Genomic DNA, 25,909 nt, shown 5'->3' with positions numbered 1-25,909 from the left:
GTTAATTTAGCTAATTTTTCTGCTTCTTACGTCGATAAAACTATCAGTTTTTCCCAACGTTCAGCTAACCACCTCTGTCCCTCTGTGATTGAGAGAAAACCCAAACCTCTGAAAAGATTCAATCCTATGGTTGTGAGAATTGACCAATTGCTGGCCGCTTGAAAATCACTAATTTCGCTTTTATCTTCCTCAAAAATTACATCTTTTACCCAATGTAACTGATTTTCTATTTTCCAGTGTCCTCGAATAATTTTAGCAAATACTTCGGCGGATTCGGTTAGGCTACTGATATAGTAAGCTGTTTCTTCATAGGTTTTATCCCCGCGACTACCCCTTCTTTCTACTTTAATAACTCTTCGCAGATTTTCAAACCCTTTTCTTTCATTTTTCCTCACTTTAAAAACTTCTATTTTTCTTGATATTTTTCGTCCATGACTATTATCTTGTTCAAGAAAAAAACTTTCTGGCTTTGAGGAATTACTCAGGTCTTGTATTCGCTGATAAAGATTTTTCTGATTTCCTTTAACGGTGATAACATAGTCATTTTTAGTCTTGGCTATTAAGCTGATTGTTTTCTTCTGACAGTGTAAAGCATCCCCAGTAAAAACTTTATTTTGGAGAGAGCAATCCTCAATTATAGCTTGCCCTTCGTCGATTTCAGACCCTTTTTTGTTTTCGATTCTTTTTAAGTGTAATACCAAGCCACTTTCTTGACTAAACAATGAGATAAACATGATAAAATTTTGTTGTTCATTGTTAGGATTCTTTAGGGTGTTTTTGAGACTTTTTCCATCTATGCCTAGCCAATTTATATCATCTCTTTGTCCATATTCTTGTAATGCCCATTCATTAAACATTTTTAACAAACTCTGCCAGTCAACTCCCATCATTACCCTTCTAATTGTTGAATAGGATGGGACTCTTTCTGGAATTATGTTAAATTCTTTACTCAGCCTGTGCCGATTATTTTTAGCAAACTCTCCTAGTTCTCTATAACCTGAGTATCCTAGCATTGTTCCTAGTATTATTACTACTAATACTATCCATAAAGGGTGTCTTTTTCCTTTACCTTTCCGAAAGTCCTTGACTTGTTTTAGTTTTTCTATTAAGCTCAACATATATTTAAAAAGTTGGCGGTCACTTCTCATTTTACCTGATAGTGATCGCTTTTACTTTTGATATTCTGATGGGAGAATGAAACAGCCCTACCCTTCCCGGTGATAACGACTACGCGACAATTGCTGACTTTAACACCACTAACGATATAATTCAATTACGGGGTTCAAGTAGTAACTATCTGTTATCGGTTTCTGGTTCTAATACTAAACTCTACATCAACAAACCAGGCAGCGAACCAGATGAACTGATTGCTTATATCACTGATCAAACAGCATTAAGTCTAACTGCTAGTTATTTTAGCTATGGTTCTAGTCCGACTCTTCCCAGTATTACCCTTGCAGTTTCTCCCGCAAGTGTGACAGAAGATGGGACAACAAATCTAGTCTATACCTTCACCCGTACCGGAGTAACCACTGATGCTTTAACTGTCAACTATACAGTTGGGGGACAGCAACCAATGGAACCGATTACACTTCTATTCCCACCAGTGTCACCTTTGCTGCTGGTTCATCCACTGCTACCGTAACAGTTGACCCCACTGCTGATACAACAGTAGAAAGTGATGAGACTGTTATTTTAACTCTTGCTGCGGGGACGGGTTATACAGTAGGTACGACCACCCCAGTGACGGGGACGATTACCAATGATGATTTACCTAGTATCACTCTTGCGGTTGCTCCTAGCAGTGTGACAGAAGATGGTACAACAAATCTGGTTTATACCTTCACCCGTACTGGTGTAACAACAAATGCTTTAACAGTCAATTACACCCTCGGAGGGACAGCGACTCTCAATACAGATTACACTCGTACAGGGACTAATAATACAGTCACTTTCGCCGCTAATGCTACCACTGCTACCGTCACCGTTGACCCCACTGCTGACACCACAGTAGAAAGTAACGAAACCGTCGCTTTAACCCTCGCTGCCGGGACAGGTTATACAGTAGGGACAACTACCGCAGTAACAGGGACAATTACCAATGATGATACCAGTGTCACCCTAGCAGTTTCTCCTAGTAGTGTCACCGAAGACGGGACAACTAATCTGGTTTACACCTTCACCCGCACTGGTGTAACAACAAATGCTTTGACAGTCAATTACACCCTCGGAGGGACAGCGACTCTTAATACCGACTACACTCGTACCGGGACTACCAATACAGTCACCTTTGCTGCTGGTTCAGCGACTGCTACCGTAACTGTTGACCCCACTGCTGACACCACAGTTGAACCCAACGAAACTGTTATTTTAACCCTTGCTTCTGGGAGCGGTTATACAGTAGGTACTCCTAACGCAGCCACGGGAACAATTACCGATGATGATAGCACTGTCACCTCGCAACTCTCCATCAACGACATCACCGTGGTGGAAGGTCAAAATAGTAATGCCATCCTCACCGTTACTGTCAATAACCCCAATCCACAACAAATTACTGTCAACTATACCACTGCACCCATTGATGCTACCGCCAATGTAGATTACACTAGCCAGACAGGAACCCTCACCATTGCGGCGAATACTTCCACTGCTACTATTAGCATTCCCATCCTCAATGATAACCTCAATGAACCTGATGAAGCCTTTACAGTAACCCTGTCAAATGCGGTTAATGCTACCATCAATCCCGACGAAGCAATTGGACAAGTAATTATTACTGACACCCTACAAAGCGCAAGTACTCGCACCTTACCCAATAATGTCGAAAACCTCAGACTAATTGGCAGTAATAATATTAACGGTACAGGTAACGCTGGTGACAATAAAATCACCGGAAATAGCGGTAACAATATCCTCGCTGGTGCTAATGGTAACGATATTTACTGTTTCAATGCTTCAACCCCATTAGGAAGCGATACCATCCAAGAAACTACTACTGGTGGTATCGATACCCTCGACTTTACCGGGACAAATACCGCAGTAAGAGTTAACTTAGGTGTTACTACTGTCCAAACCGCCGTCACCAATAATCTAAAATTAACTTTTTCGGCAAATAACACCATCGAAAATATTATTAGCGATAGCGGTAATGACCGACTAACTGGGAATAGCCTTAATAATACTCTAACTGGTGGTGGTGGCAACGATCAATTAACCGGTCAAAACGGAAACGATAGCTTAATTGGTGGTTCTGGCGATGATTTACTCACCGGTGGTAATGGTAGCGATAACTTTATCTTCAACAGTAGTAATTTAGGCATCGATGCCATCAGCGATTTCACCCCCGGCAGCGATAAAATAGTATTAAGTAAAGCCATCTTTACTGCCTTACAAAGTAGCATCGGCAATGGCTTCAGTCAACTGGCTGAATTTGCCAGCGTCGCTGACGATGATTTAGTCGCCACTAGCAGTGCTTTTATCGTTTACAGTAACAGCAGTGGCAGTATCTACTACAATCAAAATGGTAGTGCTGCTGGCTTAGGAAGTGGTGCTGAATTTGCCAGTTTGTTGACTGTTCCTACCCTGATAGCGGCTGATTTCACACTGATAAATTAACCTAGCCAAACAGCTTGTAGGGTGCGTTAGGCGGCCACCAATTCCGTCAAAAAACCAAAATTAACAATCCGCCGTAACGCACCAACTCTATTATTAAATCGGTGCGTTACGCTACGGTTCTTCCGTACTTAGTGTGCTAATTTATCTCGCAATGAACCAAACAACCGCCAATTATGATGAACCCTGGAAAGAAGCATTAACCGAGTATTTTGAAGCGTTTTTAAGCTTCTTCTTTCCTGAAGTTCACCAATTGATTGATTGGACAAAAATTCCCGAATCCCTAGAAAAAGAACTTAAACGGATTACCGCTTCAGCAAAGACAAAAAAACGTTTCGCTGACAAACTCTATAAAGTCTGGTTACTGAGTGGTGAAGAAGTCTGGATTTTGATTCATATTGAAATTCAAAGTCAATACGAAGAAAATTTCCCTCAGAGGATGTATATTTATAACTATCGGGCCTTTGATTTGTATCAGAAACCAGTTATCAGTCTCGCTATATTAGGGGATGAACGAGTAAATTGGCGACCAGATTCCTATAATTATACCATTGCCGGCTGTGAAGTGAGTCTGAAATTCCCAACGGTTAAATTACTGGACTATGAGGAAAGATGGTCAGAACTAGAAGCAAGCAGCAATCCTTTTGCTATAATAGTAATGGCACACCTGAAAACAAAAGCGACTACTGGGAAGCTGCCACAACGGGAACAGTGGAAGTGGAAGTTAATCAGGGGATTATATGAAAAGGAGTTCGAGAGAGAACAGATAATTAAACTGTTTGAAATCATCGACAATATGATGACTTTATCCCCTGAATTACAGTCAAGCTTAGAGAGTAAAATTAAACAATTTGAGGAGGAAAGAACCATGCCTTTAATGAGTAATATGGAGTTACGAGGAATCGAACGCGGTAAAGAAATTGGTGAGGAAATTGGGGAGTTACGAGGGATAGAACGCGGTAAGGAAATCGGTAAGGAAATTGGTAAGGAAATTGGTAAGGAAATTGGTAAAGAAATTGGAGCGTTAGAAAATGCTCGTGATTTTGTGAAAAAAGTTTTGGAAAACCGACTAGGCGATATCCCTGGAGATATTGGACAATGTCTCAATGATGCTTCAGTTATTTCGGTTTTAGAAGAGATGTTAAAAGCCGCACTTATAGTAAATTCTTTTGAGGAGTGTAGGAAGTCTTTTAGTATCATCATAAATAAGTAGGGTGGGTAATACCTACCTTACTTAGTAAACTGTTTGAAATCATCGACAATATGATGACTTTATCCCCTGAATTACAGTCAAGCTTAGAGAGTAAAATCAAACAATTTGAGGAGGAAAGAACCATGCCTTTAATGAGTAATATGGAGTTACGAGGAATAGAACGCGGTAAGGAAATTGGTAAAGAAATAGGCAAGGAAATTGGTAAGGAAATTGGAGCGTTACAAAAAAGCCGTGATGCCATAAAAACAGTTTTAACTGTGCGTTTTGGACAGATTTCTTCAGAAATTGAAGAGATAATCGGCAAAATCACTAACCCTACTATCTTAGAAGAGCTACTAAAATTAGCAGCTACTGCTAATTCTCTCGCAGAATTTAAGCAGTCTTTGGCAAGAATCCAATAAGAAAATCTTGCCGTAGGGTAGGCATTGTCCACCCATTCACCTTAAAACTCTTAGCCAGAAGCGGAGAACAATTAAAACTATCACCCTAATTGATGAACCAAACAACCGCCAATTATGATGAACCCTGGAAAGAAGCATTAACCGAGTATTTTGAAGCGTTTTTATGCTTCTTTTTTCCCGAAGTTAACCTAGAAAACGGGTTTCTCGGAGAAACCCGTTTTCTGGACTTTAAGACAAAAAAACGTTTCGCTGACAAACTCTATTCAGTTATCAGTTATCAGTGACTAAGTAGGTGGGTGGAATTAAATATAAGATGAACGTAGGTTGGGTTGAAGCATGAAACCCAACTCCCGCATGGGTTACGCTACCGCTAACCCATCCTACAAATAATTGTGCCTCCCTACTTAATTGGAAGCAAGTAGCAATCCCTTTGCTATAATAGGGTCTGCTGAAAAGGTTTTTCCTGGTGGCAGGGTGTGGGGTGTGGGGTTTTACCGATTTTGTTCCTACCTCACCATTAGGATAACTGCTGTAAATGAAATAACCGACTAATGAAAAAGATAATATTGACTTTATTAGCTTGGCTTTTAGTTGCTAACATGAATAGCCAAGGGGTTTTAGCAGTGACGCTCGATTTTCAATGGTTGGGAAATCAAGGCTATACAGCTAAAGGTTCTTTTAGTTATGATGAAAAAACGGCCCCGACTATCTTTTCGGAAAAAGGTTCGGGAAAAATGCGAGTTTTAGAAAATTTTCAAGTATCTTTTTATGATAACAGTGGTCAAGAGATCGCTAAATACGATAATGTCAGCCAGGGAATTTCCTCGGCTAATTATTTTCAGTTTAATTTTAATACCAAAACCGGTCAAGTTTTCGGCTCGATCGATCTGGGGGGTGAAGGGATGGGGGAAATCTATCTTCAAGGGGTGGTTAACGATAATTTGGCCCTCTTGCGGGTGGAGTCGGTAGATCTGGTCATGGATGAGGATGATTCACCAGAAATTATCACTCAGTTTTGACTAAATCGATCGGGAAAATAGGGATTATCCTAGCCTAATTTTTCCGCTAATTCTAACCAGCGATCGGTTAAAGTATCAATTTTTTGACTCAATTGAGCTAATTCTTCGGTCAGCGCGGTTATTTTGGTAAAATCTTCTAGGGGTTCTCCATAAAGTACCTGTTCAATTTCGGCTTTTTTTGCTTCTAAAATTGGTATTTGTTTTTCGATATCTTCGTATTCTTTTTTCTCTTTAAAAGAGATTTTTTTATTGACAGGTGACGGAGAAGCTTTAACAGTTTTTGGGGTGACTTTTTTTTCTTTTGGTTCCTCCTCCTCTTTTTTCTGATCGAGATAAAGGGAATAATTACCCGGATATTGACGGATATTACCCCCGGTTTCAAAGGAAAAAATAGTATCAACTACTCGATCGAGAAAATAGCGATCATGGGAAACGACGATCACACAACCGTTAAAGTCCTCTAAATATTCTTCTAAAATTGCTAAAGTCTGCACATCGAGATCATTGGTGGGTTCATCTAGGATTAAAACATTAGGCGCACTCATCAAAACTCGTAGTAAAAATAAGCGTCGTCTTTCTCCTCCAGAAAGTTTATAAATTGGTGCATACTGTTGATCGGGAGGAAAGAGAAATTTTTCTAACATCTGGGAAGCGGTAATCACGCTACCGTCTAGGGTTTTGACTAATTCGGCCACACTTTTCAGATATTCGATCACTCTTTGATTTTCGTTGATATTGAGATCATCGGATTGTTGATCGAAGTAACCAATATGAATAGTGGAACCGATGTCAACTGTGCCTGAATCGGGGAGAATTTTCCCGGTAATAATATCCATGAGAGTAGATTTTCCTACCCCGTTACTGCCAATAATACCGATGCGATCTTCGGGGGTAAAAATATAGGTAAAATCTTTAATTAAAGTGCGATCGCCGTAAGCTTTCGATATCTTTTCTATTTCGATAACTTTTTTGCCGATGCGTCTTCCTGCGGTGGCAATATCGACTTTTCCCTCCACCTGTTTAAATTCCTTATTACCCATTACCTGAATGCGATCAATCCGCGCTTTTTGTTTGGTACTGCGCGCTTTTGGTCCCCGGGATAACCATTCTAATTCCCGTCGTAAAACTCCCGCGTGTTTGCGTTGACTACTGGCGATCGATTCTTCCGCTAAAGCTTTTTTTTCTAGATAATAGGCATAATTACCGGCATAAGTAGATAAATCTCCCCGATCGATTTCAATGATGCGATTAGTCACTCGATCGAGAAAATAGCGATCGTGAGTAATTAATAATAATCCTCCCCGAAAACGGGACAAATAACTCTGTAACCACTCCACGGAAAGCGCGTCTAAATGGTTGGTGGGTTCATCCATCAATAAACAGTCAGGATCGGCTAAAAGTGCGGTAGCGATGGCGATTCTTTTGCGATATCCCCCCGATAAATCTCCCACGCGAGCATTAAAATTATCGATGCCCAGTTTACTTAAAATAACTTTAGCATTAGTTTCTAAATCCCAGGCGGCAAGTTTATCAATTTGTTGCGAAACCCTTGACAAACTTTCCATAATAGTATCCAGATTTTCTGGCTCATGGACAAGGCGATCAGACAATTCCTCGTATTCCTTAATTAAAGTCATGCTTTCGCCACTATCGGCGAAAACCTGCTCTAAAACCGTTTTATCGTCGTCTAGATCGGGTTGCTGGGGTAAATAGACGATTTTCATCCCCGAATTGATTTGAATTTCGCCACCATCGATCGCTTCTAACCCGGCGATCATTTTCAATAGGGTCGATTTTCCCGATCCATTCGTACCGATCAGGCCGACTTTATCGCGATCATCGAGACTAAAACTCGCATCTTTGAGAATTTCCTTGATACCGAAGTCTTTTTTGAGCGATCGAACCGTCAGCAGTGTCATGATTTCTGGGAATAATCCTTCTTTTCTAGTGTAGTGTCTGGACTAATGCAAAGGATAGATTAAGCAGGTTCTGCTGAAAAAGTTTTTCCCGAGGAAAAAAAACCTGTCCCTAATGCCGACGATAACCAGAAAAGGGACAGATTGGCTCAATTGCATGAGATTATTTTCAAGGGCCAGACGGCATCAGGAATTACATCATACCCATGCCGCCCATGCCACCCATGCCACCCATGCCACCCATGCCACCCATGCCGCCCATGCCGCCCATATCAGGGGCTGCGGCTTCTTTAACGGGTTTTTCGACCACGAGGGCTTCCGTAGTTAGGACCATACCGGCGATAGAAGCGGCGTTTTGAACGGCTGACCGTACCACTTTAGCCGGATCGATAATTCCGGCGGCGATTAAGTCTTCGTACTTGCCGGTGAGGACATTGTAACCGACGCTAAAAGCGGTTTCGCGCACACCTTCCACGATCACATCCCCTTCCACACCGGCGTTATTAGCTAACTGACGCAGGGGTGCTTCTAGGGCTTTGGCGACGATATCGGCGGCGACTTTTTCCTCATCGTTAGTGAGAGAAGCTTTGAAAGCCTTCACCTTAGAAGCCAGATGAATCAAGGTTGTACCACCGCCCGGGACGATACCTTCTTCCACGGCGGCTTTGGTGGCATTGAGGGCATCTTCGATGCGGAGTTTGCGATCCTTGAGTTCGGTTTCTGTGGCTGCCCCGACCTTAATGACGGCCACACCGCCGGCTAATTTAGCGATGCGTTCCTGTAATTTTTCCTTATCGAATTCGGAATCGGTTTCTTCTAACTGTTTTTTCAGTTGGGCGAGACGTTTCTGCACATCGGCCTTATTGCGGCTGTCCCCGGAGGCGACAATAATTGTATTGTCTTTTTCTAGGGTGATTTTTGCCGCTTGCCCTAGCAGATCGAGGCTAACGGTGTCAAGACTTAAGCCCACTTCTTCGGAAATCAGACGACCACCGGTGAGGATGGCAATATCTTGTAAAACCGCCTTGCGACGTTCCCCGAAACTGGGGGCCTTGATGGCGACGACATTTAAGACACCCCGGGCCTTGTTGACCACTAGAGTGGCTAAGGCTTCGCCGTCCACATCTTCGGCGATAATTAATAGGGGACGACCTTGACGAGCAACGGCTTCGAGGACGGGGACTAATTCAGCGATCGCACTGATTTTTTTATCGGTAATCAGGATCAGGGGGTTGTCGTACTCGACGATCTGTCTTTCCTGATCGGTGATGAAATAGGGGGAGATATAACCGCGATCGATCTGCATCCCTTCCACTACTTCTAATTCGGTGGTTAAGGATTTCGATTCTTCCACGGTGATTACGCCATCGGTGGTGACTTTTTCCATGGCGGTGGCGATCATTTGTCCCACTTCTTCGTCGTTGCCGGAAGAAACGGTGGCCACTTGAGCGATCGCATCTCCGGCGATCGGTTTAGCGACGGCGGCGATTTCTTCGACTAGATAGGCGATGGTTTTGTCTAGTCCGCGTCTTAAGGCGACGGGATTGGCCCCGGCGGTAACGTTTTTCAGACCTTCTTTAATTAAAGCCTGGGCGATGATGGTGGCGGTAGTGGTGCCATCGCCCGCTAAATCTTTGGTTTTTGACGCTACTTCCTGAATTAATCTCGCCCCGGTGTTTTCGAGGGGATCGGACAATTCGATTTCTTTGGCCACGGTGATGCCGTCATTAACGATCTGGGGGGCGCCGTATTTCTTTTCTAACAAGACATTGCGTCCTTTCGGACCGAGGGTGATTTTTACCGCATCGGCCAAGGCGTTGACACCTTTTTCTAGGGCGCGACGGGATTCATCTTTGAAGGCAATGATTTTGGACATGGTATCGCTGTTGTGATAGGACTCCTTATAGTTAATTTAGCACTCTTAGGGCCTGAGTGCTAAGATGCGGCTGCGGTCATTGAGGAGATAACGATGTTGAGGAGATAACGATGTTATGTCCCTACGGCAGACTGAATTGAGTTAAAAAAATAAAAATTTATCAAGATTTATGAATAATTGCAGAAAATCAATGATAACTATTGTAGCATCTGGAAGCTAACCGAATTTTAGCCCATTTTCGCCTTTTTTTAGGAGAAGACAATCATGATTAATCTAAATCCTGCTATCGAACAAAAAATTAATCAATTTATTCTGGAAACCCAAAATAAATTTAGTCAGGATAAATCAGCTACCCTTGCTAGTTACCAAACAGAAGCCAAAACAATCACTCAAGAGACTAATAATTTAAGAGATGAACTTATTCAAAAACTAGGTGAATTAACTTTTTCAGACCCTTTACCTAGCAGAGAAGAATTAGAAAAACAAATACTAGCTCATACAGATCAGCTTGTGGAGACAATCAACCTTTTATCTACGGGCAAAATTTCAGAAACTCCTCTTGATACTTTAAGCCAAGAAACTGATAGTTTAGTGGCCACAATTACGATTCTATTCGATGCTAATGCTAACGATGCAAACTTGCCAGGACTTAAGCAAGAACTAATCGCTTGGCAAACAAAAATTAAAGATACTTTGGTTAAATTTTCCACCACTGTGGAATTACAAAAGAAAAATGAGTCTTTGATTGCTGAACTGAAGGAAAACTTAGACAAATATAGTTCAATTCCTGAAGTAGATGAACCCTTTGAAAAGTTAGTCAAGGAATTTAAAGATAATTTTGCACAACTACAAGTACAAGAAGAAAGTGTTTTATTTCAAACTTTAGACGATTTAATCAATGAAATTAAAGCTAGAGATGAGGGAATCAAACTAAATAAAAGAATTGATATTTTGCTGGAAAAAACCCAAGAACAAGTAGCGGGATTCCCTCAAGAATTAGACCGGGAAGTACAGGGAGAATTAGCCAAATTAATTAAAATACTAGGGATGGCACAGGTGGAACTCAAGAACATTTCCAAACCTGGTGATATCATGCAAGTAAAGTCGGTGGTAGATGCTGGAGAAATTGCGATTAAATCTTTAATAGGTAAACCTAATATTATTCTGGCACAAAAATTACGCTATGCCGCCAGAACGGGATTAAGAAAAACCCAGACAGGTTTTTGGACTCGTCTAGCCGAATTCAGAGATAATCTGTTCCATTCTTTCAAAATACCTACAAAAGTTTTAATTGGATTAGTGTTAGCTCTCCCTTTGAATTGGGGTATTATGAACTCCCTTCCAGTGAAAGATTTGCTTATGTCTTTACCTCCAATCAATACTGAGGGTAAAAGTAACCAAAATACTGAAGACAAAGACGGAAATTTTAGACTCTTGATATTGATATTGATGACAGGCACTTTAGGGGGAGCAGTTAGTCTTCTAACTCGTTTGCAAGATTTTGATAATCCCAAAAACCAAAAATATGACGATGACCTCTTGCCATTTATAATTGGTCTAACTAAGCCGATTTTAGGGGGAAGTTTTGCTTTCTTTATTCTGCTAATTCTTAACTCTAATATTTCTCCCTTAGAAATTCGGGGTGGCACTGAAGATAATCGGAATGGCATCTATTTATATGGACTTTTAACAATGGCTTTTGTGGCTGGATTTAGCGAACGTCTTATTCCCGATTTAATTAATCAAGTGGAGAAAAAAGTAACTGTAGAGGCTAGTTCCACTGGACAGGGACTACCTCCAACGATTCTGATCGCTCCCTCTAGCGCAACTTTAGCATTAAATGGAATCCAAGAATTTATCATTAATCCCGTTGGTAACTACACCATCACAATCTCACCGCCAGACAGCGGTAAAATTGATAAAAATACCACTGATGCCAAATTTACCTACACTGCACCTGCACAAGGAAATAATGGGGATAAAATTACTATTACTGCTACTTCTGATTCTGGACAAACTGCCAAGGCTACGGTCACTTTAACTGCATAAAAAAAGACCAAGAGAGCCTTCTAGTTTGATAAAAAAGGATAAGTAGGTAGGTGTTAAAAGTTGTCAGACACCCCCCTTATTAAGTAGGGCAGGGGGGATCCCCCGCCTATCGGCACCCCCCTTAATAAGGGGGGGCAGAGGCAAAATCTATCTTCAATTTAATTATAACTACTTACTTAACTCCGATTAACTCGATTTCGGGTTAATGGGAATAGCCAGCGCTTGAACTTGAATTTTTTTTAACTCGGAAACTAATCGAATCGCCTGCTGTTCGTAGAGGGGGGCGCCCAGGGTTGCTGGCAAATTTTCCATGAGATCGCTGGCGGTTTTCAGGGGACAATTAGAAAAACGACTGATTACGGTGGGCGCTTCCGCGGCAATATTGCGATTAAAGGCTTTTTCCACCCGCACGCGCCAAGTTTTGGGAGTGCGACGACCCTGTTCCACCCGTCGCAGTCCGTTGATGGTGGCCAGCACCACAATGCGATCGCCGATGCGTAAGTTGAGATAATCTTCGGGCATTAATTTCGGGGCTTGCCGTTCTCGTTGGTGTAGGATCGGCACGACTCGATAACCGTAGGCAATATCCCCGAGCGAGCTACCATTGAGAGTATCTCCAGCTTCGATCTCGTATTCCGTCACCAGAATCGTTTTTTGCGCCCAACGGAACAGATAGATGATATTTTCTCCGAAAGCGGCCCCCGTAAAGGCTTCTGCCGCTACGGTGTTGGTTCCTAAAATGTGAGATTGGGGCAGAATTTGACTTAATTGTTGACTAAGGTTGTCGTCGGTGGTGCGGATGACTAAGTAGCTTTGGGGGTTGAGTTTGCGGGTGGTTAGGGCCACTTCTAAATTGAGGATTTCGTCATCGGTAACAATCGCTATACTTTTGGCCCTATCTAAATTGACATTTTTTAAAGATTCTTCGATATTTCCCGTCATCAGGGGCATTTTTGGCAGGATAGTCGCATCAAAATCCCTATTTAAGCTGACCCCGACGATCGCCTGTTGCATTTCTAGTAATAAATTAGCCACTTCTTTGCCGACTCGACCTAAGCCCACAATAACGATATGATTCTGTTGGGGAACTGGGGGACGGTTAGGGATAAATTGAAATCTTGATGATAATAAAGTTTCTGTCAAAATAGCGTAGAGAACCCCGATAAAAGCGGTTCCAGCTAAGGTTAAAAAGAGACTAAATAGCTGCATCCACCAGGGGACTGCATTTAAATCTTCGGGGTTAGAGGCACCGAAAACATCACCGTAACCACCTAATAAAAGAATCGCCGTTCCTGAAAGAGCGGAAATAAAGGAAGCTCTCGGGGCGTAGAGATGGAAAAGAAAAGTCCCGATAATTACTAGGAGGATAATGATAAATACTGACAGGAAAGCCACCCGGTGAATTTGCTGCTGAAAACTCAATTGCCAGAATTGTTGGGTTTCTTTGCCTAATTTTTGCCAAAAATGCCGCAACTTCTGGCGAGAATTTGACGGTTTCTGGCGGGTAGCATCGATATTTTGATAGGTAGTTTCGATGGTGGTAATGGTATCACCGGCCCGGATAGTGGTGGTGGGGGACCATTGATAAAATCCGGCCCTTAAAGGTTCATCGGGGGCTGTGTGTGCTAACAGACGACGGGTGGGGGTATTTAAATCACCTAAAAAGCGATCGAGTAAACCATCTTCGGGACTAATTTGTCTCTGGATAATCCGCAATTTCTGACCGTCGAGATGCAAAAAACCGAGGGTTTCTGTGCCTAATGTGGCTAAAGCAAAGGCATTGGCGGGTAGTTGGGTAGGTTCATAGGCGATAAAATTGCCTAAACGTTCCTTAAGTAGCTGATTGAGATTATCTTTAGAAGAACGCACCACTAAGCGGGTATGGGGATTTAATTGCCGAATAATTAGGGCAGTGGTGGCATTAATTCGCTCATCACTGGTGACAATTAAAGCAGCCCGACAGCGATCGATTCCCGCTCTTGCTAAAATGTTTTTTTGACGACAATCACCGATAATTATTTCCTCTAATAAATCGGGAAAATCGTTAATTTCCCAACTGGGAGGCTGTATTAGTTCGATACCGACAACGCTAACCCCAAACTCTTTTAAAGACTTGACGCAGTGTTGTCCGAGACTACCCAATCCACAGACTAAAAAGCGATCGGCTAACTTGACATTCCCATGGACAAAGCTGAGAGATTCTTGGTTCATAGATTCTGCTTGTCTTAAAAAATAGAATGCTTTTTCAAACTTCTGATCCCCCTTTAATCCCACTTTAATCTACCCTTAATTTTTTTTTAACCAAGGGGGTATTAGACGATTTTAAACACCTACCTAATTATAACATACCAGCGTTTTTATTGCGTACCCGTTGATACATTTCTTCCATATTTAATTGGGAGGCAACGAAGTAATAAACTTCAGCAATATGTTTACAGGGATTTTGTCAATCGGGACAGGAATAATTAGTTCAGCTTTTTTCTGAGGGAAAAACCTAAATAGTGATTTCAGCTTTCATCGACCTGACTTTTAAACTAACTTCGGGATGAGATTGCTTTAATCTCGCCTGATAAACCTGAACATTGGTTCCAGCTTTTGGTACTCTAGAAGCCACAATATAGCATTCTTTTTTAGATTTTTTATGTCTTTCTTGTAAGTAAGAATGATTTAGAGTTGACAATAATTGATCATAAGCTTGTTCAATATTTTTACCCTTGAGTTCAATATAAAGAGCCAAGCTACAGGGATAATCAATTTCTAACAGCCAGTCGCATCTTTTTCCCTCGATGATTAAACAATTATCTATTTTTATCTTAGTAACTAATTTCTGACTATTATTGTTGACGATGAATTCTTTACCATTTTCTTTAACTTTGACTATTTTATTAGTATTGCATTCAGAACAGTGACTAATATCCATTATTGTTGAGCCTTTCTTTCTAAGATTTCTTCAAACTCTTGACTAAGTTCATCGGAGACAGCATCGAGGTTATTGATACCAATCAAGTTCACCTCTGTATCTAAGATACTTTGAGTTTGTCCGTTGCTAATTGTGTAGGCTGACACATCTTGAAATTGAATAGTATTTTTATAACCTAAAGATTTTTCCGCTTTGACAGGCTCAACGTTAGCCGCCATGATTTTATTATTCAAAGCTGTGAGAATGTAGGGACTATGGGTAGTGAGAAAGAAACGACAATTTTTATTAGCATAAAGTAAGGTAAATAGTTCTACCATATCTCTTTGAGCGGAGGGAAAAAGATGGGTTTCGGGTTCCTCAATAAAGAATTGATTAGATTCGTGAGTGGCAAAAAAGGGGAAAACTAAGAGAATTAATAACATTGGTAAGGCTTCTTGTTGTCCGCTTGAAGCATCAATTAGGTTGATCTTTCTCCCATCGGCATGATAAAGCCAATCTTGATCTTTCTCGCGCGCATAGCTGCCTGATAGAATCTTTTCGCTAATTAATTTAATTTGATCATAAAGTTTTTTATCATCTTTTTTATCTTGGAATAAACTTTCTGATTCATTAATTATTCTGTATAGGCGTTGAGCATTTTCATAATTAGAGCCAAAGTTGATAATCAGAGGATCAAGATCAAAATTATTAGCTAAAAAGGTAAAAATATTATTGGTAAAGTATTTAACAAACAGAGTGCGACTAGCTGGGACAAATAAAATCTTTGTATAAAAAATTTTTTCATTGCCTTGAAAAAAATCAGCAATATTTTTGACCACACAATCATTCATATATGAATAAATATCTTGAGTGACTTTGTTATTGCTTTTGGCAATTTTACTCACTTGTCTAATTGTTGTATTGTAAAACTTTTTAAAATTATCTGAATAGGTAAATTGTAGTTTAAAATAGCCAGATTTGTCCTTATATCTTTCAATCAAAAAGTTCATGTCATCCAAACGATAAACTATTTTGAATACTTGCTCTTTCCATGCGTATTTAGGAAATAATTCCTCAAATCGCTTCTGTATGTGCCTTTTGAGTTCTTGCTGATCTTGAAGATTAGTGACTAATAATTTAACTTGATAAAACAAAAATGTTTCAAATAAAAAAACTAATTTAGCAATAATACTTTTACCAGTGGACTGTTCACCGATGATAACATTAATTTCTTTTATCTCTATTTCCGCATACTTAATAATCAGAAAATTTTCAATAATTAAGGATTCCATTGTATGTCTCTTATGTCCAGTCTCATAACAATACTAGCAGGTTAGGGGTAGATTTTCAATTACTGTCAGTTGTTAACCTGTTTATTCTAATCTACCCTCCTATGGATAGATACCTAAGTCAAAAAGTCAGCAATTTAGCTACAGCGTTTCTCATCAAGATAAAGTGTAACCTAATTTTGCATCGGGACTGACTCCTGACTCCCCAAAAGGAAAACTTATATTTTTTTAAAGTATCCCTGCATTTTTATTGCGTACCCGTTGATACATTTCTTCCATTACCTCGATAAAGGAAGTATCCTTATCCCAAAATGCAGGATAATCACCAGCTTTTTTAATGACAATTGCGGGAATAGTTGCGGATTTAACTAACTGAGGATTTTCTGGTAAACGGTGATGGGAGTGCCAAAATTCTTTGAGATCAATTATTTCTGATGCTGGTATAGTTTCGGGTTTAGTGTGATAGGAAGTGACAGGGTTAAGAGGAATTTTTTCCTCTTGGATAGAGGAGGAAAGCAGCTTACCGAGGGGAGTTTTTGCTAACTCTTGCAGTAATTTTTGACGAGAGATACCGCGTAATTCAAATAAGAGGAAAGGATCCTGATCTAATTGGGAAGCAACGAGGTAATAAACTCCAGCAATATGTTTACAGGGATTTTCCCAATCGGGACAGGAACAATTGGTGATAAAATCCTTTTGACTGTGGGGTAATAAGTGCAGATTCAGATCGCTAAATGCTTCATCAATATTATCGGGAACTTCTTTGAGCAGCAGTTTAGAGATCATACTCGCTCTTGAACCAAGATTATATAAAGCTTGTGACCACTCTGCTTTAGTAATTGGTTTAATCTCGATACTCACCTTATACAAAGGTTCTTTGTAAACTCCAAAGTAGGGATTAATGGAACCTCGCACCTGAGCAGTAATTAAATTACCGTCAATTTCGTAATTCTTGACTTTATCATTTTTAGCGTAGGAACGTCCTCGACTCAAGCGCGCTGAGTCGGTAAATTCCTCTAATGCTTCTATAAAGCGTTGTCCCCACCAAGTTTTACTAAATTTATTCATAGGTTTACCTCGATTAAATAATTGTCTGTTTATTCAATGCGATTAACTGACGAAAACTTTCGTTATCTAATTCCGTTAACCAGGATTCATCATTACTAACAATAGCATTAGCTACCTTTTTCTTTTCCTCGATCATTTCATCAATTCTTTCCTCTAAGGTTCCCAAAGTAACAAATTTATGCACGAAAACATTTTTTTGTTGACCAATTCTAAAAGCGCGATCGGTTGCTTGATTTTCCACCGCAGGATTCCACCAACGATCAAAATGAAAAACATGATTTGCTTTGGTTAAAGTAATCCCCACTCCCCCAGCTTTTAGGGATAAAATAAATACGGAAGGTTCTGTTTCGGGATGTTGAAATTCTTCGATCATTTGTTCTCGTTTTGGTTGAGAAGTCCCCCCGTGAAGATAATAAGTATTATAGCGAAAAGTTTGTTTGAGGTACTTTTGTAAGGAGTCACCGATTTCGGTAAATTGAGTGAAAATTAGCAGACTATCTCCCTCTAAAATTACTTCTTCTAGCATTTCTCCCAAACGCTCTAACTTATGCGATCGCTCAGGAGTAAAAGCGCTGTTATCCTGTAGAAATTGACGGGGATGATTACAAATTTGTTTCAAGCGCATCAGGGTAGATAAAATTAATCCCTTGCGTTTTATTCCCTCTGCTTCTTCTAATTGTTTTTCCACTTCTTTGATAACAACTTCGTAGAGAGAAGCTTGTTCTTTAGTTAAATTACAATACTGTTTGTTTTCCACTTTATCAGGCAAATCTTTAATTATCTGCTTATCGGTTTTTACCCGACGCAGAATAAAAGGTTCCACTAATTTTTTGAGAACCGTGGACTGGAGACGATCATTTTGTTTTTGGATTGGCACTTCAAAAGCTTTACGAAATTGAGTTTCTTTGCCTAAATAACCGGGGTTAAGGAAGTTAAAAATTGACCATAAATCAAGCAGTCTATTTTCCACAGGAGTTCCCGTTAATGCGAGACGATGTTGTGCAGATAAACTCAAGATTGCTTTAGTTTGTGCTGCTTTAGGATTTTTGATATTTTGTGCTTCATCAATTACCAAACGTTGCCAAGATTGCGAGTTAAATAATTTCAAATCCTTGCGAACTAAGGTAAAAGAAGTAATGACGATATCCTTTTGACTAGCTACTGTCTGAAATTCGTTCTCATCTTGATAGCGCTTACTACCATGGTGAATTAAAACCTGAAGATGGGGGGCAAATTTTTCAATTTCTTTTGCCCAATTTCCCACCACAGAAGTGGGTGCAACTAGCAGAGTTGGCAAAACATTATTATCTCCCTCTCTTTCCCCAATCAATCTAGCAATTACCTGTAGGGTTTTTCCCAGTCCCATATCGTCAGCAAGACAACCATTTAACCCCAATTGTTCTAGGTATTGAATCCAGGCAACCCCCCGCTTTTGGTACTCCCGCAGCGTTCCCTGTAATTGGGGAGGATTTTCGATCGGTTCTAGTTGACTAGGATTTTGTAATTTCTCTAGCATAGAACCTAAAAAATCATCGGTTTCAACAATAATTTCTTCTGGGTATTCGGCAGCTTTTTTCATTAATTCAATCAGATTCATCTCAGGATTTTCCTGCTGATATTTCTGCCAAAAATCCAGCATTTGCTGCATTTTATTTTGTTCTAATTCTACCCATTGACCTCGAAATTTAACTAGGGGTGTTTTGGTGTTAATTAATTGTTGCCATTCCTCTTGACTAATAGTTTCTTCACCGATGGCTAATTCATATTGATATTCAATGATGTTTTCGAGGCTAAAAATCCCTTTACTAACGGGGGTAGATTTGCCCGATTTAGAAGTAGTTTTTAGCCGAACTTTGGCGCGCTGACGACCTTGGGGAGTCCACCAAGCGGGAATAATCACTTTATATCCCGCATCTTCTAAAATCCAAGCAGTTTCTTTTAAGAAAGTAAAAGCTTCTGTAAGGTTTAGAGAAAATCCCGTCGGTTTATCCGTTTCTAATCCTTGCCAAATGGTGGGATAAATACGGGCAGCATAACCCAAACTTAGTAAAATATTTTTGTCTAAATCTTGACCAAAATGCGCTTGTATGCTTGTTCTAGTATCGGGGACTGCATACCAATATTCGTCTAATTCTAATCGCAGGGAGGGGTCTTGTTTAGAGATGAGGATAAAGGTAATTTGCCACTGTTCAATATTATCTTCTGGCGCTTCCGTTAGTTTAAAACCAAGGCTAAAACTAGATATATTTTGGTCTCCTAGTAATTGCTGTCTCCAAGTTTGCCACTGTTGATATTTTTCTAAGGCAGCGGCAGTTTGCAGAAATCCAGCAGCTTTAGTCACAGAGAGGCAGTCACCTATAATTGTCTCGCCAATTTTTTTATCAAAACTGGCAGGAATTGCCGTATTAGTGACAATTTCATTGAGGAGACATTCGGAGAAGTGCCGGAGTAGGGTTTTGGGATCGTATAATTGTGGTGAAGCATGGGGATTTTCAGCACCAGCAAGACAAATGCGGGGAAGATATTCGAGATAGTGATCGAGATTGGTTTCGTAGGTTGCTGATATAATTTCCCAAAGAGGGTAGATGGCAAAGTTAGCGGTTTTCTGGTTATTTGTAGCTAATTCTCGATATTTAAAGGCAGGAATATAGTTATCTTTGAGAATTATTTCTTTAAAAGCTTGACTGTAGTGATACCAAAAAAGTAAATCTGCACCTAACTGAATCTCTGAGGAGTTGTAAAGACAGATAAAGTGCAGATCATTGAGCAGTTTAAGTACAGGATTAAGGGGATAACAATCAATTTGCCAAGATTGCCATTGGCTATTTTCTGGGGGTTCTTTTTCTAGATAACGCAGTAATTCTAAGGAAGGTAAAGGTTGATTATCCTGGCTAGGTAAAAGAAAGTAGCGGGGGACAAATTGCCGACTAAGAGGATTATAATTCGATTGAACTATTCCTAACTCTCCGGTAAGGAAGCTAGTTAATTCTTCTTTGCTTAACTGAAAAGGATGATAATTATCGGCAGTGGTGCGACTCTTTTTCGGGGTGCTAGTTTCTCCCCAAAGATAAAAGCTACCCTTCTGAATAAATTCGTCCGTTGATTGAGGAATCCAAGTACCGTGAAGAATTTTCATGGTTTTTAATGAGTACAAAAGAACTTAAATGAGGGCAACATTTAGCCTCTAGAAAAATTGTAGCGATTATGGGAGGATTCTCCACACTTTCCTATTCTTATCCCTTTGGGAGCCCAAAAGTTCTCTGGATCAGAGAAAAATATGATCAGCAAACTGAAAACTCACATCTGATAACTGATACAGCCTTTCTGATCATCCTCGATGAAGTGTAACCTAATTTGCTATCGACTACCGACTCCCCAAAAGTAAAACTTTGTACCTCACCATTAAGATAACTGTTATCAAAACGCGGATATCACTGCCAATAGAGTTCGGTTTTACCGTTATGGGATGAGCATTGACGGGGGTACTATTCTAGTTAAGGAATTTGTATCTAGTCAGTGATGAAGACGATGTTAAAGGGGTCTTTACCGAAATTAAGCGATATTTTCCCGCCGACTGACCATCAGGACCGGGAAACTTTCACCCCCAATGCTTTTTATCCTAATTTATCAGAATGGCTCAAGCGATCGCATCTAAAAGCGGAAAGTGAATGGTTCGCAGCGATCGCCGCTTTAGAAAATATCTTATTACAAAACCAAAATAATGCTGCCGCCGGTCGGGGTTTAATTCTCTCCGGTCCGACGGCTTTAGTCAGAGAAAGCAAGGCTTTAACGGGTTTTAAATTCGGTGTTTTCACCGTTAAAGCTTTAAAACATTTACCATGGCTGGGTTTGCAATTGCCTTCTCAGGAAAAATCCGCCGCCGATATTTCCCCGACAGAGATTCATGAATTGCCTCTCTTGCCAACGGATCCGATTGCTAATGAAAGATTTTGTCTGGTTTTTAGCGAAAGTTTCGCTCTTTTGCTGGTTTTAGGCGAAGATCAGTGGGGTTTATCCTCTTTTCAATTTTCCTTTGATCCCGTCCTCACTCAGCAAGCTTGGCAGCAGTTGCGGCAACGATTAGTTAATCTGCGTTATCCGCAAATCGAGACTTTAGAGGCAATTATCGAGGCTAATGGCAGTCCCTCGCCGGATTATCGTCTAGTTAGCCAATTTAGTCGCCAATTACTGCAAAATTTACCCGACCAGTCTAACTTAGACCTGAAAAAAACGAAATCGCCTATCAATGCCGAAATCACTCCGCCAAAGGAAGATAATTCTAATTTAGAATCGGGTTGTGATTTGGAATTATTGCGCGCTTTAACCCACGAAATTCGCACCCCTTTAACCACCATTCGCACCATTACCAGATTATTGTTAAAACGGGCCAAAGTAACGGAAGATGTGGAAAAATATTTAGAAACAATCGATTTAGAATGTAGTGAACAAATTCAGCGCATGGAATTAATTTTTCGAGCCGCAGAATTGGGTATTAATCCTCTGGGGGATAAACCGATTCAATTAATTCCAATTGCTCTAGAAAAAGTCTTTCAAGATAGTATTCCCCGGTGGCAAAAACAAGCTAAAAGGCGCAATGTCAATTTAGAAGTTAATGTACCGAAAAAATTGCCTTCGGTAATTAGCGACCCGAATTTATTGGATCAAATGTTAAATGGAGTCGTGGAAAAATGTACTCGCAGTATGGCTAGTGGTGGCCTGTTGCAAGTACATATATCAACGGCAGGAAATCAATTAAAAATGCAGTTTCAAACTCAAATAAAATCACCTAATCTTACCCTCAAAGCTTTGGGAAAAGTCCTAATGTTTCAACCAGAAACCGGTAGTTTAAGTCTGAATATGAAGGTAACTAAAAACCTTTTTCAAGCTTTGGGAGGTAAATTTATTGTGCGTGAAAAACCCGAAGAAGGTGAGATTTTAACCATTTTCTTGCCCCTCGGACGCATTAAATAAGTTGGGATTATTCTAAAATTTGCATCTTGGAAAATAGGGAAACTTGCCAAGAGGATGCTATACTAGGGCAAACATTATTAATAGTTGCCATGGAAAAAACTGTTTTAATTTTAGGTGGCACTGGTCGCATTGGTCAAAGTGTCGCCCTAGATATTATTAATCATACTGCAGCTAAAATTATTATCACAGGACGCAAGGAAAAAGCGATTAAATTACTGCCAAGAATGCAGTTTTTGGCTTTAGATTTAGAAGAAATAGACAAGCTTAGACAGGCAATTAAAAAGAGTGATTTAGTTATTCATTGTGCTGGTCCCTTTCATTATCGCGATGGCAGGGTAGTAAAAATTTGCATCGAAGAAAAAGTCAATTATATTGATGTTAGTGATCATCGTTCTTTTTATCAAAAGTTAATCCCCTATCGAGAATTAGCGATAAAAGCGGGAATAACTGCCGTGGTTAATACGGGAATTTTCCCCGGTATTTCTAATAGTATAGTGCGAGAGGGAGTCGAACAGTTAGATAGGGTAGAAACGATCCGTTTAAATTATGCCGTAGCCGGTTCAGGAGGTGCGGGATTAACTGTGATGCGGACAACTTTTCTCGGTTTAAAAAAGCCTTTTTTAGCTTGGATTGAGGGAAAATGGCAAGAGATTGAACCCTATACTGCTAGAGAAGTAATTGACTTTCCCGCTCCTTTGGGTAAAACTGGTGTTTATTGGTTTGATATGCCAGAAACCTATACTTTTGCTGAATCTTTTCCAGTGCAAAATGTGATCACAAAATTTGGTTCTATTCCCGATTTTTATAATCATTTAACTTGGATTACTGCCCATATTTTTCCCGATGCTTGGGTAGAAAGTTCTCGGGGAATCGAGTTTTTTTCCCAAGTTAGTTATCGCATGACAGAAGTAACCGATAAATTTTCGGGAATTGGGGTAGCAATGTTAGCAAAAGTCGCCGGATGGCAAGGGCAGCAAAAAGCAGTTTATCAAGCAACTATGGTTCACGAGAACACTGCTCAAGCAGCTGGCTGGGGAACTGGCAGCGTGGCAGAATTAATCTTAGGGGCAAAACTCCAAAAAGCCGGGATTTATCCCGTGGAACAGGTGTTATCCACAGAACTATTCCATGCTACGATGAAAAAAAGAGGTATTAAACTCGATCGCTCCTGTGCAATTGTGGCTTAGAAGATGAAAAAAATCTGGCGTTACCTAGGGCTGTTTTGTTTAGTTTTGTTACTGACTTTATCCCCCATCCTCATGATAGCAGCCCAGAATAATCCTGCTAAACAAGGACAGGAAACACCCCTGGAAACTTTGGGAGAAGTTTTTCCCGTCATGCTTGATAATCAAGAACTTTTTACTATTCGGCAGGGAATAGGTTCTTTTTCAGCGCAAGAAAGAGCGAAATCGATTACAGATAGAATTGAAAAAATTGCCGATGACGATGCTCTTTCTCCTGAAGATTTAACTATAAAAATTGATCCTGAAGACAAAAACCCTTCGATTATTTTGGGAGATACGGTTATTGCTACTATTACTTCTAAAGATGCCAAATTACACGCGGTCAGTCAAGAAGTATTGGCCGAACGAGCTTTAGCAAAGATTAAAGCGGCCATTGTCCGTTATCGTCAAGAACGTCAACCAGATAACCTCTTAAAAGATGCAGTTTTGACGGTAAGTGCTACCCTGTCCACGGTCTTAATTTTCTGGGTGATGATTTTTATATCTTCGCGGGGTTTTCCCCAGATTCAGAGATTAATCACCTCCCTAGTTCCTGGGGTCGGATTCCAAAATTTTGAGATTATTAGTTCTAGGACAATAGGAATTTTTTCCCTAAGAATTTTGCAATTTATCCGCACTCTAATTATTTTAACTATTCTCTATTTTTATTTAACTTTTGTCCTTCGTCTTTTTCCCTGGACTAGAAAATTTGGTGATGGTTTTCTGCAATACTTTTTTCGTGCTTTGGAAGTTTTTTCCCAAGAGATAGCAAAATATTTACCCAATATTTTTATTATACTGCTAATTGTTTTTATAACTCACTATCTGTTGAGAGCGATTAAACCATTTTTCACCGCCTTGGCAAGAGAAAATTTAGTAATCCATGGTTTCTATCCCGATTGGGCAAACCCAACCTATAATTTACTGTCACTGCTGATAATTGCCTTAGCTATAGTCATCGCTTTTCCCTATCTACCCGGATTTAATTCTCCTGCTTTTCAGGGGGTGTCGGTATTTTTAGGGGTGCTATTTTCCTTGGGTTCCACCTCTGCTATCGCTAACGTGGTAGGAGGAATTATCCTCATCTATACCCGCTCTTTTCAACTAGGAGATAAAATTTCTATTGGTGATGTTATTGGAGATGTGATTGAAAAAGGATTATTAGTCACCCGTATTCGCACACCGGCTAATAGAATTATCACGATTCCTAATTCATCGCTGTTAAACACCAATGTGATTAACTTTAGTGTCTCTCAAAGGGAATTCAAACAGCCTTTAATTTTGCAAACCACAGTCACTCTCGGTTATGATTTACCTTGGCGTAAGGTTCACGCAACTCTGAAAGAAGCAGCCTTAGCCACCCAATTTATTGTCTCAGAACCTGCTCCTTTTGTCTTGCAAACCAGTCTCGATGATTTTTATGTCAGCTATCAGCTAAATGCCTACACCGATCATCCTAACAAAATGGTGTATATTTATTCTGAATTACACCAAAATATTCAGGATAAATGTAACGAAGTCGGTATCGAAATTATGTCTCCTCACTACAAGGCTCTCCGGGATGGCAATCACAGCACTATTCCTGAAAATTATCTGCCGGAAGATTATCAAAGTCCTGCTTTTGGTATTCAGTCAAATCCTCAGAAGTAATAATTTTCCTAATAGCTTTAATCGCATTTGTCAAGCCCTTTTGAGTTATTGTTGATAATTCTTCACCAAATTCACAGTTAATAGCAGGAATAAATATTCCCCAGGCCCTGGGAGTTTGTTGATAAATTGCTTGAGTTAATGCTAATAAAGAAGCGGGACTTTCTGCATGACCGAAATTATTCCATTCGGTAACTGCCGCTAATTTTTCTATCCGGATATCGGTTTGACTAGATAATACTGCATCAACAAAAATAACTAGGGAAGCATCAGCTATATCGGCTGCTAACTCAGGAGTCAATTGATGGGTAGCGATAACTTGCACATGAGGCCAATTCTCCCCGGCAATAATTTCGGCTATTCTCACTCCCACTCCGTCATCATTTCTTAAAGTATTACCGTAGCCGATGAGCAGTATTTTAAAATTATTCATGGTTATAGCAGTTATCTTAATGATGAGGTACAAAGTGGAATTAAATATAAGATGAACGTAGGTTGGGTTGAAGCATGAAACCCAACGTCCGCTCATGTTACGCGGGAGCATCTCATTTACGCGATGAGTAATTATACTTAGCCTAAAAGCCACTCTTAATCGTGTCTTGGAACGAAATAGAGGCTTTTAAAGACTGCGTACATGGAGAATTAAAACAAGAATTACCCTCGAAAAGCCTATTTTTCCACTAAGTATTTATGCTCATTGCAAAGGTGAGATGCTCCCTGTTACGC

The 25,909-nt window shown here is 40.1% G+C and carries 18 protein-coding genes; 9 read left to right on the top strand and 9 right to left on the bottom strand.

Features of this window, described 5'->3' with window-relative positions; genetic code table 11:
* Nucleotides 1–26: 26 nt before the first annotated feature.
* On the bottom strand, nucleotides 27–1,118 hold the full coding sequence (locus VL20_RS02535) for an ISAs1 family transposase (RefSeq protein WP_128575369.1): 1,092 nt from the start codon (nucleotides 1,116–1,118) through the stop codon (nucleotides 27–29).
* 478 nt (nucleotides 1,119–1,596) lie between these two features.
* Here VL20_RS02535 and VL20_RS02530 point away from each other — a divergent pair, with 478 nt between their 5' ends.
* From VL20_RS02530 to VL20_RS02510, 5 genes are all read left to right on the top strand, one after another.
* Nucleotides 1,597–3,615 carry a calcium-binding protein gene (locus tag VL20_RS02530; RefSeq protein WP_284526152.1) on the top strand — a complete coding sequence of 673 codons (2,019 nt, stop codon included), beginning with the start codon at nucleotides 1,597–1,599 and terminating at the stop codon, nucleotides 3,613–3,615.
* A 151-nt stretch (nucleotides 3,616–3,766) separates the two neighbouring features.
* The gene (locus VL20_RS02525) at nucleotides 3,767–4,825 is read left to right on the top strand and encodes an RpnC/YadD family protein (RefSeq protein ID WP_052275507.1); all 1,059 of its coding nucleotides are present in this window, start codon (nucleotides 3,767–3,769) and stop codon (nucleotides 4,823–4,825) included.
* 50 nt (nucleotides 4,826–4,875) lie between these two features.
* On the top strand, nucleotides 4,876–5,226 hold the full coding sequence (locus tag VL20_RS02520; RefSeq protein WP_052275506.1) for a hypothetical protein: 351 nt from the start codon (nucleotides 4,876–4,878) through the stop codon (nucleotides 5,224–5,226).
* A 92-nt stretch (nucleotides 5,227–5,318) separates the two neighbouring features.
* Nucleotides 5,319–5,510, top strand: coding sequence for a hypothetical protein (locus VL20_RS02515; protein WP_002759850.1), 192 nt, complete (start codon nucleotides 5,319–5,321; stop codon nucleotides 5,508–5,510).
* Between the two features lie 267 nt (nucleotides 5,511–5,777).
* Nucleotides 5,778–6,245 (top strand): hypothetical protein, encoded by a 468-nt coding sequence (locus tag VL20_RS02510; RefSeq protein ID WP_002759849.1) that lies wholly within the window; start codon nucleotides 5,778–5,780, stop codon nucleotides 6,243–6,245.
* Nucleotides 6,246–6,274: 29 nt separating this feature from the next.
* On the opposite strand, the gene VL20_RS02505 is transcribed toward VL20_RS02510, so the two are convergent.
* Together VL20_RS02505 and groL are read right to left on the bottom strand one after the other, a co-directional pair.
* Nucleotides 6,275–8,164: an ABC-F family ATP-binding cassette domain-containing protein gene (locus VL20_RS02505; RefSeq protein ID WP_052275505.1), complete on the bottom strand. Its 1,890-nt coding sequence runs from the start codon at nucleotides 8,162–8,164 to the stop codon at nucleotides 6,275–6,277.
* 190 nt (nucleotides 8,165–8,354) lie between these two features.
* Nucleotides 8,355–10,037 carry a chaperonin GroEL gene (gene groL, locus VL20_RS02500; RefSeq protein WP_052275504.1) on the bottom strand — a complete coding sequence of 561 codons (1,683 nt, stop codon included), beginning with the start codon at nucleotides 10,035–10,037 and terminating at the stop codon, nucleotides 8,355–8,357.
* A 264-nt stretch (nucleotides 10,038–10,301) separates the two neighbouring features.
* Between groL and VL20_RS02495 the strand changes: the two genes are divergently transcribed.
* Nucleotides 10,302–12,086, top strand: a complete 1,785-nt coding sequence (locus VL20_RS02495) for a hypothetical protein (protein WP_052275503.1) — start codon at nucleotides 10,302–10,304, stop codon at nucleotides 12,084–12,086.
* Nucleotides 12,087–12,272: 186 nt separating this feature from the next.
* Here VL20_RS02495 and VL20_RS02490 read toward each other — a convergent pair whose 3' ends face one another.
* From VL20_RS02490 to VL20_RS02470, 5 genes are all read right to left on the bottom strand, one after another.
* Nucleotides 12,273–14,297 carry a potassium channel family protein gene (locus VL20_RS02490; RefSeq protein ID WP_052278358.1) on the bottom strand — a complete coding sequence of 675 codons (2,025 nt, stop codon included), beginning with the start codon at nucleotides 14,295–14,297 and terminating at the stop codon, nucleotides 12,273–12,275.
* A 283-nt stretch (nucleotides 14,298–14,580) separates the two neighbouring features.
* Nucleotides 14,581–15,006 (bottom strand): hypothetical protein, encoded by a 426-nt coding sequence (locus tag VL20_RS02485; RefSeq protein ID WP_052275502.1) that lies wholly within the window; start codon nucleotides 15,004–15,006, stop codon nucleotides 14,581–14,583.
* Nucleotides 15,006–16,277 carry an AAA family ATPase gene (locus VL20_RS02480; RefSeq protein WP_052275501.1) on the bottom strand — a complete coding sequence of 424 codons (1,272 nt, stop codon included), beginning with the start codon at nucleotides 16,275–16,277 and terminating at the stop codon, nucleotides 15,006–15,008. Before VL20_RS02480 ends, VL20_RS02485 begins: the two co-directional genes overlap by 1 nt.
* A 225-nt stretch (nucleotides 16,278–16,502) precedes the next feature.
* Nucleotides 16,503–17,342: an SWIM zinc finger family protein gene (locus VL20_RS02475; RefSeq protein ID WP_052275500.1), complete on the bottom strand. Its 840-nt coding sequence runs from the start codon at nucleotides 17,340–17,342 to the stop codon at nucleotides 16,503–16,505.
* A gap of 13 nt (nucleotides 17,343–17,355) precedes the next feature.
* Nucleotides 17,356–20,478, bottom strand: coding sequence for a DEAD/DEAH box helicase (locus VL20_RS02470; protein ID WP_052275499.1), 3,123 nt, complete (start codon nucleotides 20,476–20,478; stop codon nucleotides 17,356–17,358).
* A gap of 392 nt (nucleotides 20,479–20,870) precedes the next feature.
* Here VL20_RS02470 and VL20_RS02465 point away from each other — a divergent pair, with 392 nt between their 5' ends.
* From VL20_RS02465 to VL20_RS02455, 3 genes are all read left to right on the top strand, one after another.
* Nucleotides 20,871–22,313 carry a sensor histidine kinase gene (locus tag VL20_RS02465; protein WP_052275498.1) on the top strand — a complete coding sequence of 481 codons (1,443 nt, stop codon included), beginning with the start codon at nucleotides 20,871–20,873 and terminating at the stop codon, nucleotides 22,311–22,313.
* An 89-nt stretch (nucleotides 22,314–22,402) separates the two neighbouring features.
* Complete coding sequence (locus tag VL20_RS02460) at nucleotides 22,403–23,500, top strand: saccharopine dehydrogenase family protein (RefSeq protein WP_052275497.1); 1,098 nt, start codon at nucleotides 22,403–22,405, stop codon at nucleotides 23,498–23,500.
* 3 nt (nucleotides 23,501–23,503) lie between these two features.
* Complete coding sequence (locus VL20_RS02455; RefSeq protein WP_052275496.1) at nucleotides 23,504–25,186, top strand: mechanosensitive ion channel family protein; 1,683 nt, start codon at nucleotides 23,504–23,506, stop codon at nucleotides 25,184–25,186.
* On the opposite strand, the gene VL20_RS02450 is transcribed toward VL20_RS02455, so the two are convergent.
* Entirely contained in the window at nucleotides 25,113–25,616 is a 504-nt protein-coding gene (locus tag VL20_RS02450; protein ID WP_052275495.1) for a hydrogenase maturation protease, read from the bottom strand. The two genes, VL20_RS02455 and VL20_RS02450, sit on opposite strands and share 74 nt — an antisense overlap.
* Nucleotides 25,617–25,909: the final 293 nt, after the last annotated feature.

Source organism: Microcystis panniformis FACHB-1757 (assembly GCF_001264245.1).
GTDB lineage: Bacteria > Cyanobacteriota > Cyanobacteriia > Cyanobacteriales > Microcystaceae > Microcystis > Microcystis panniformis.
This window is presented reverse-complemented; position numbering and strand designations above follow the sequence as displayed.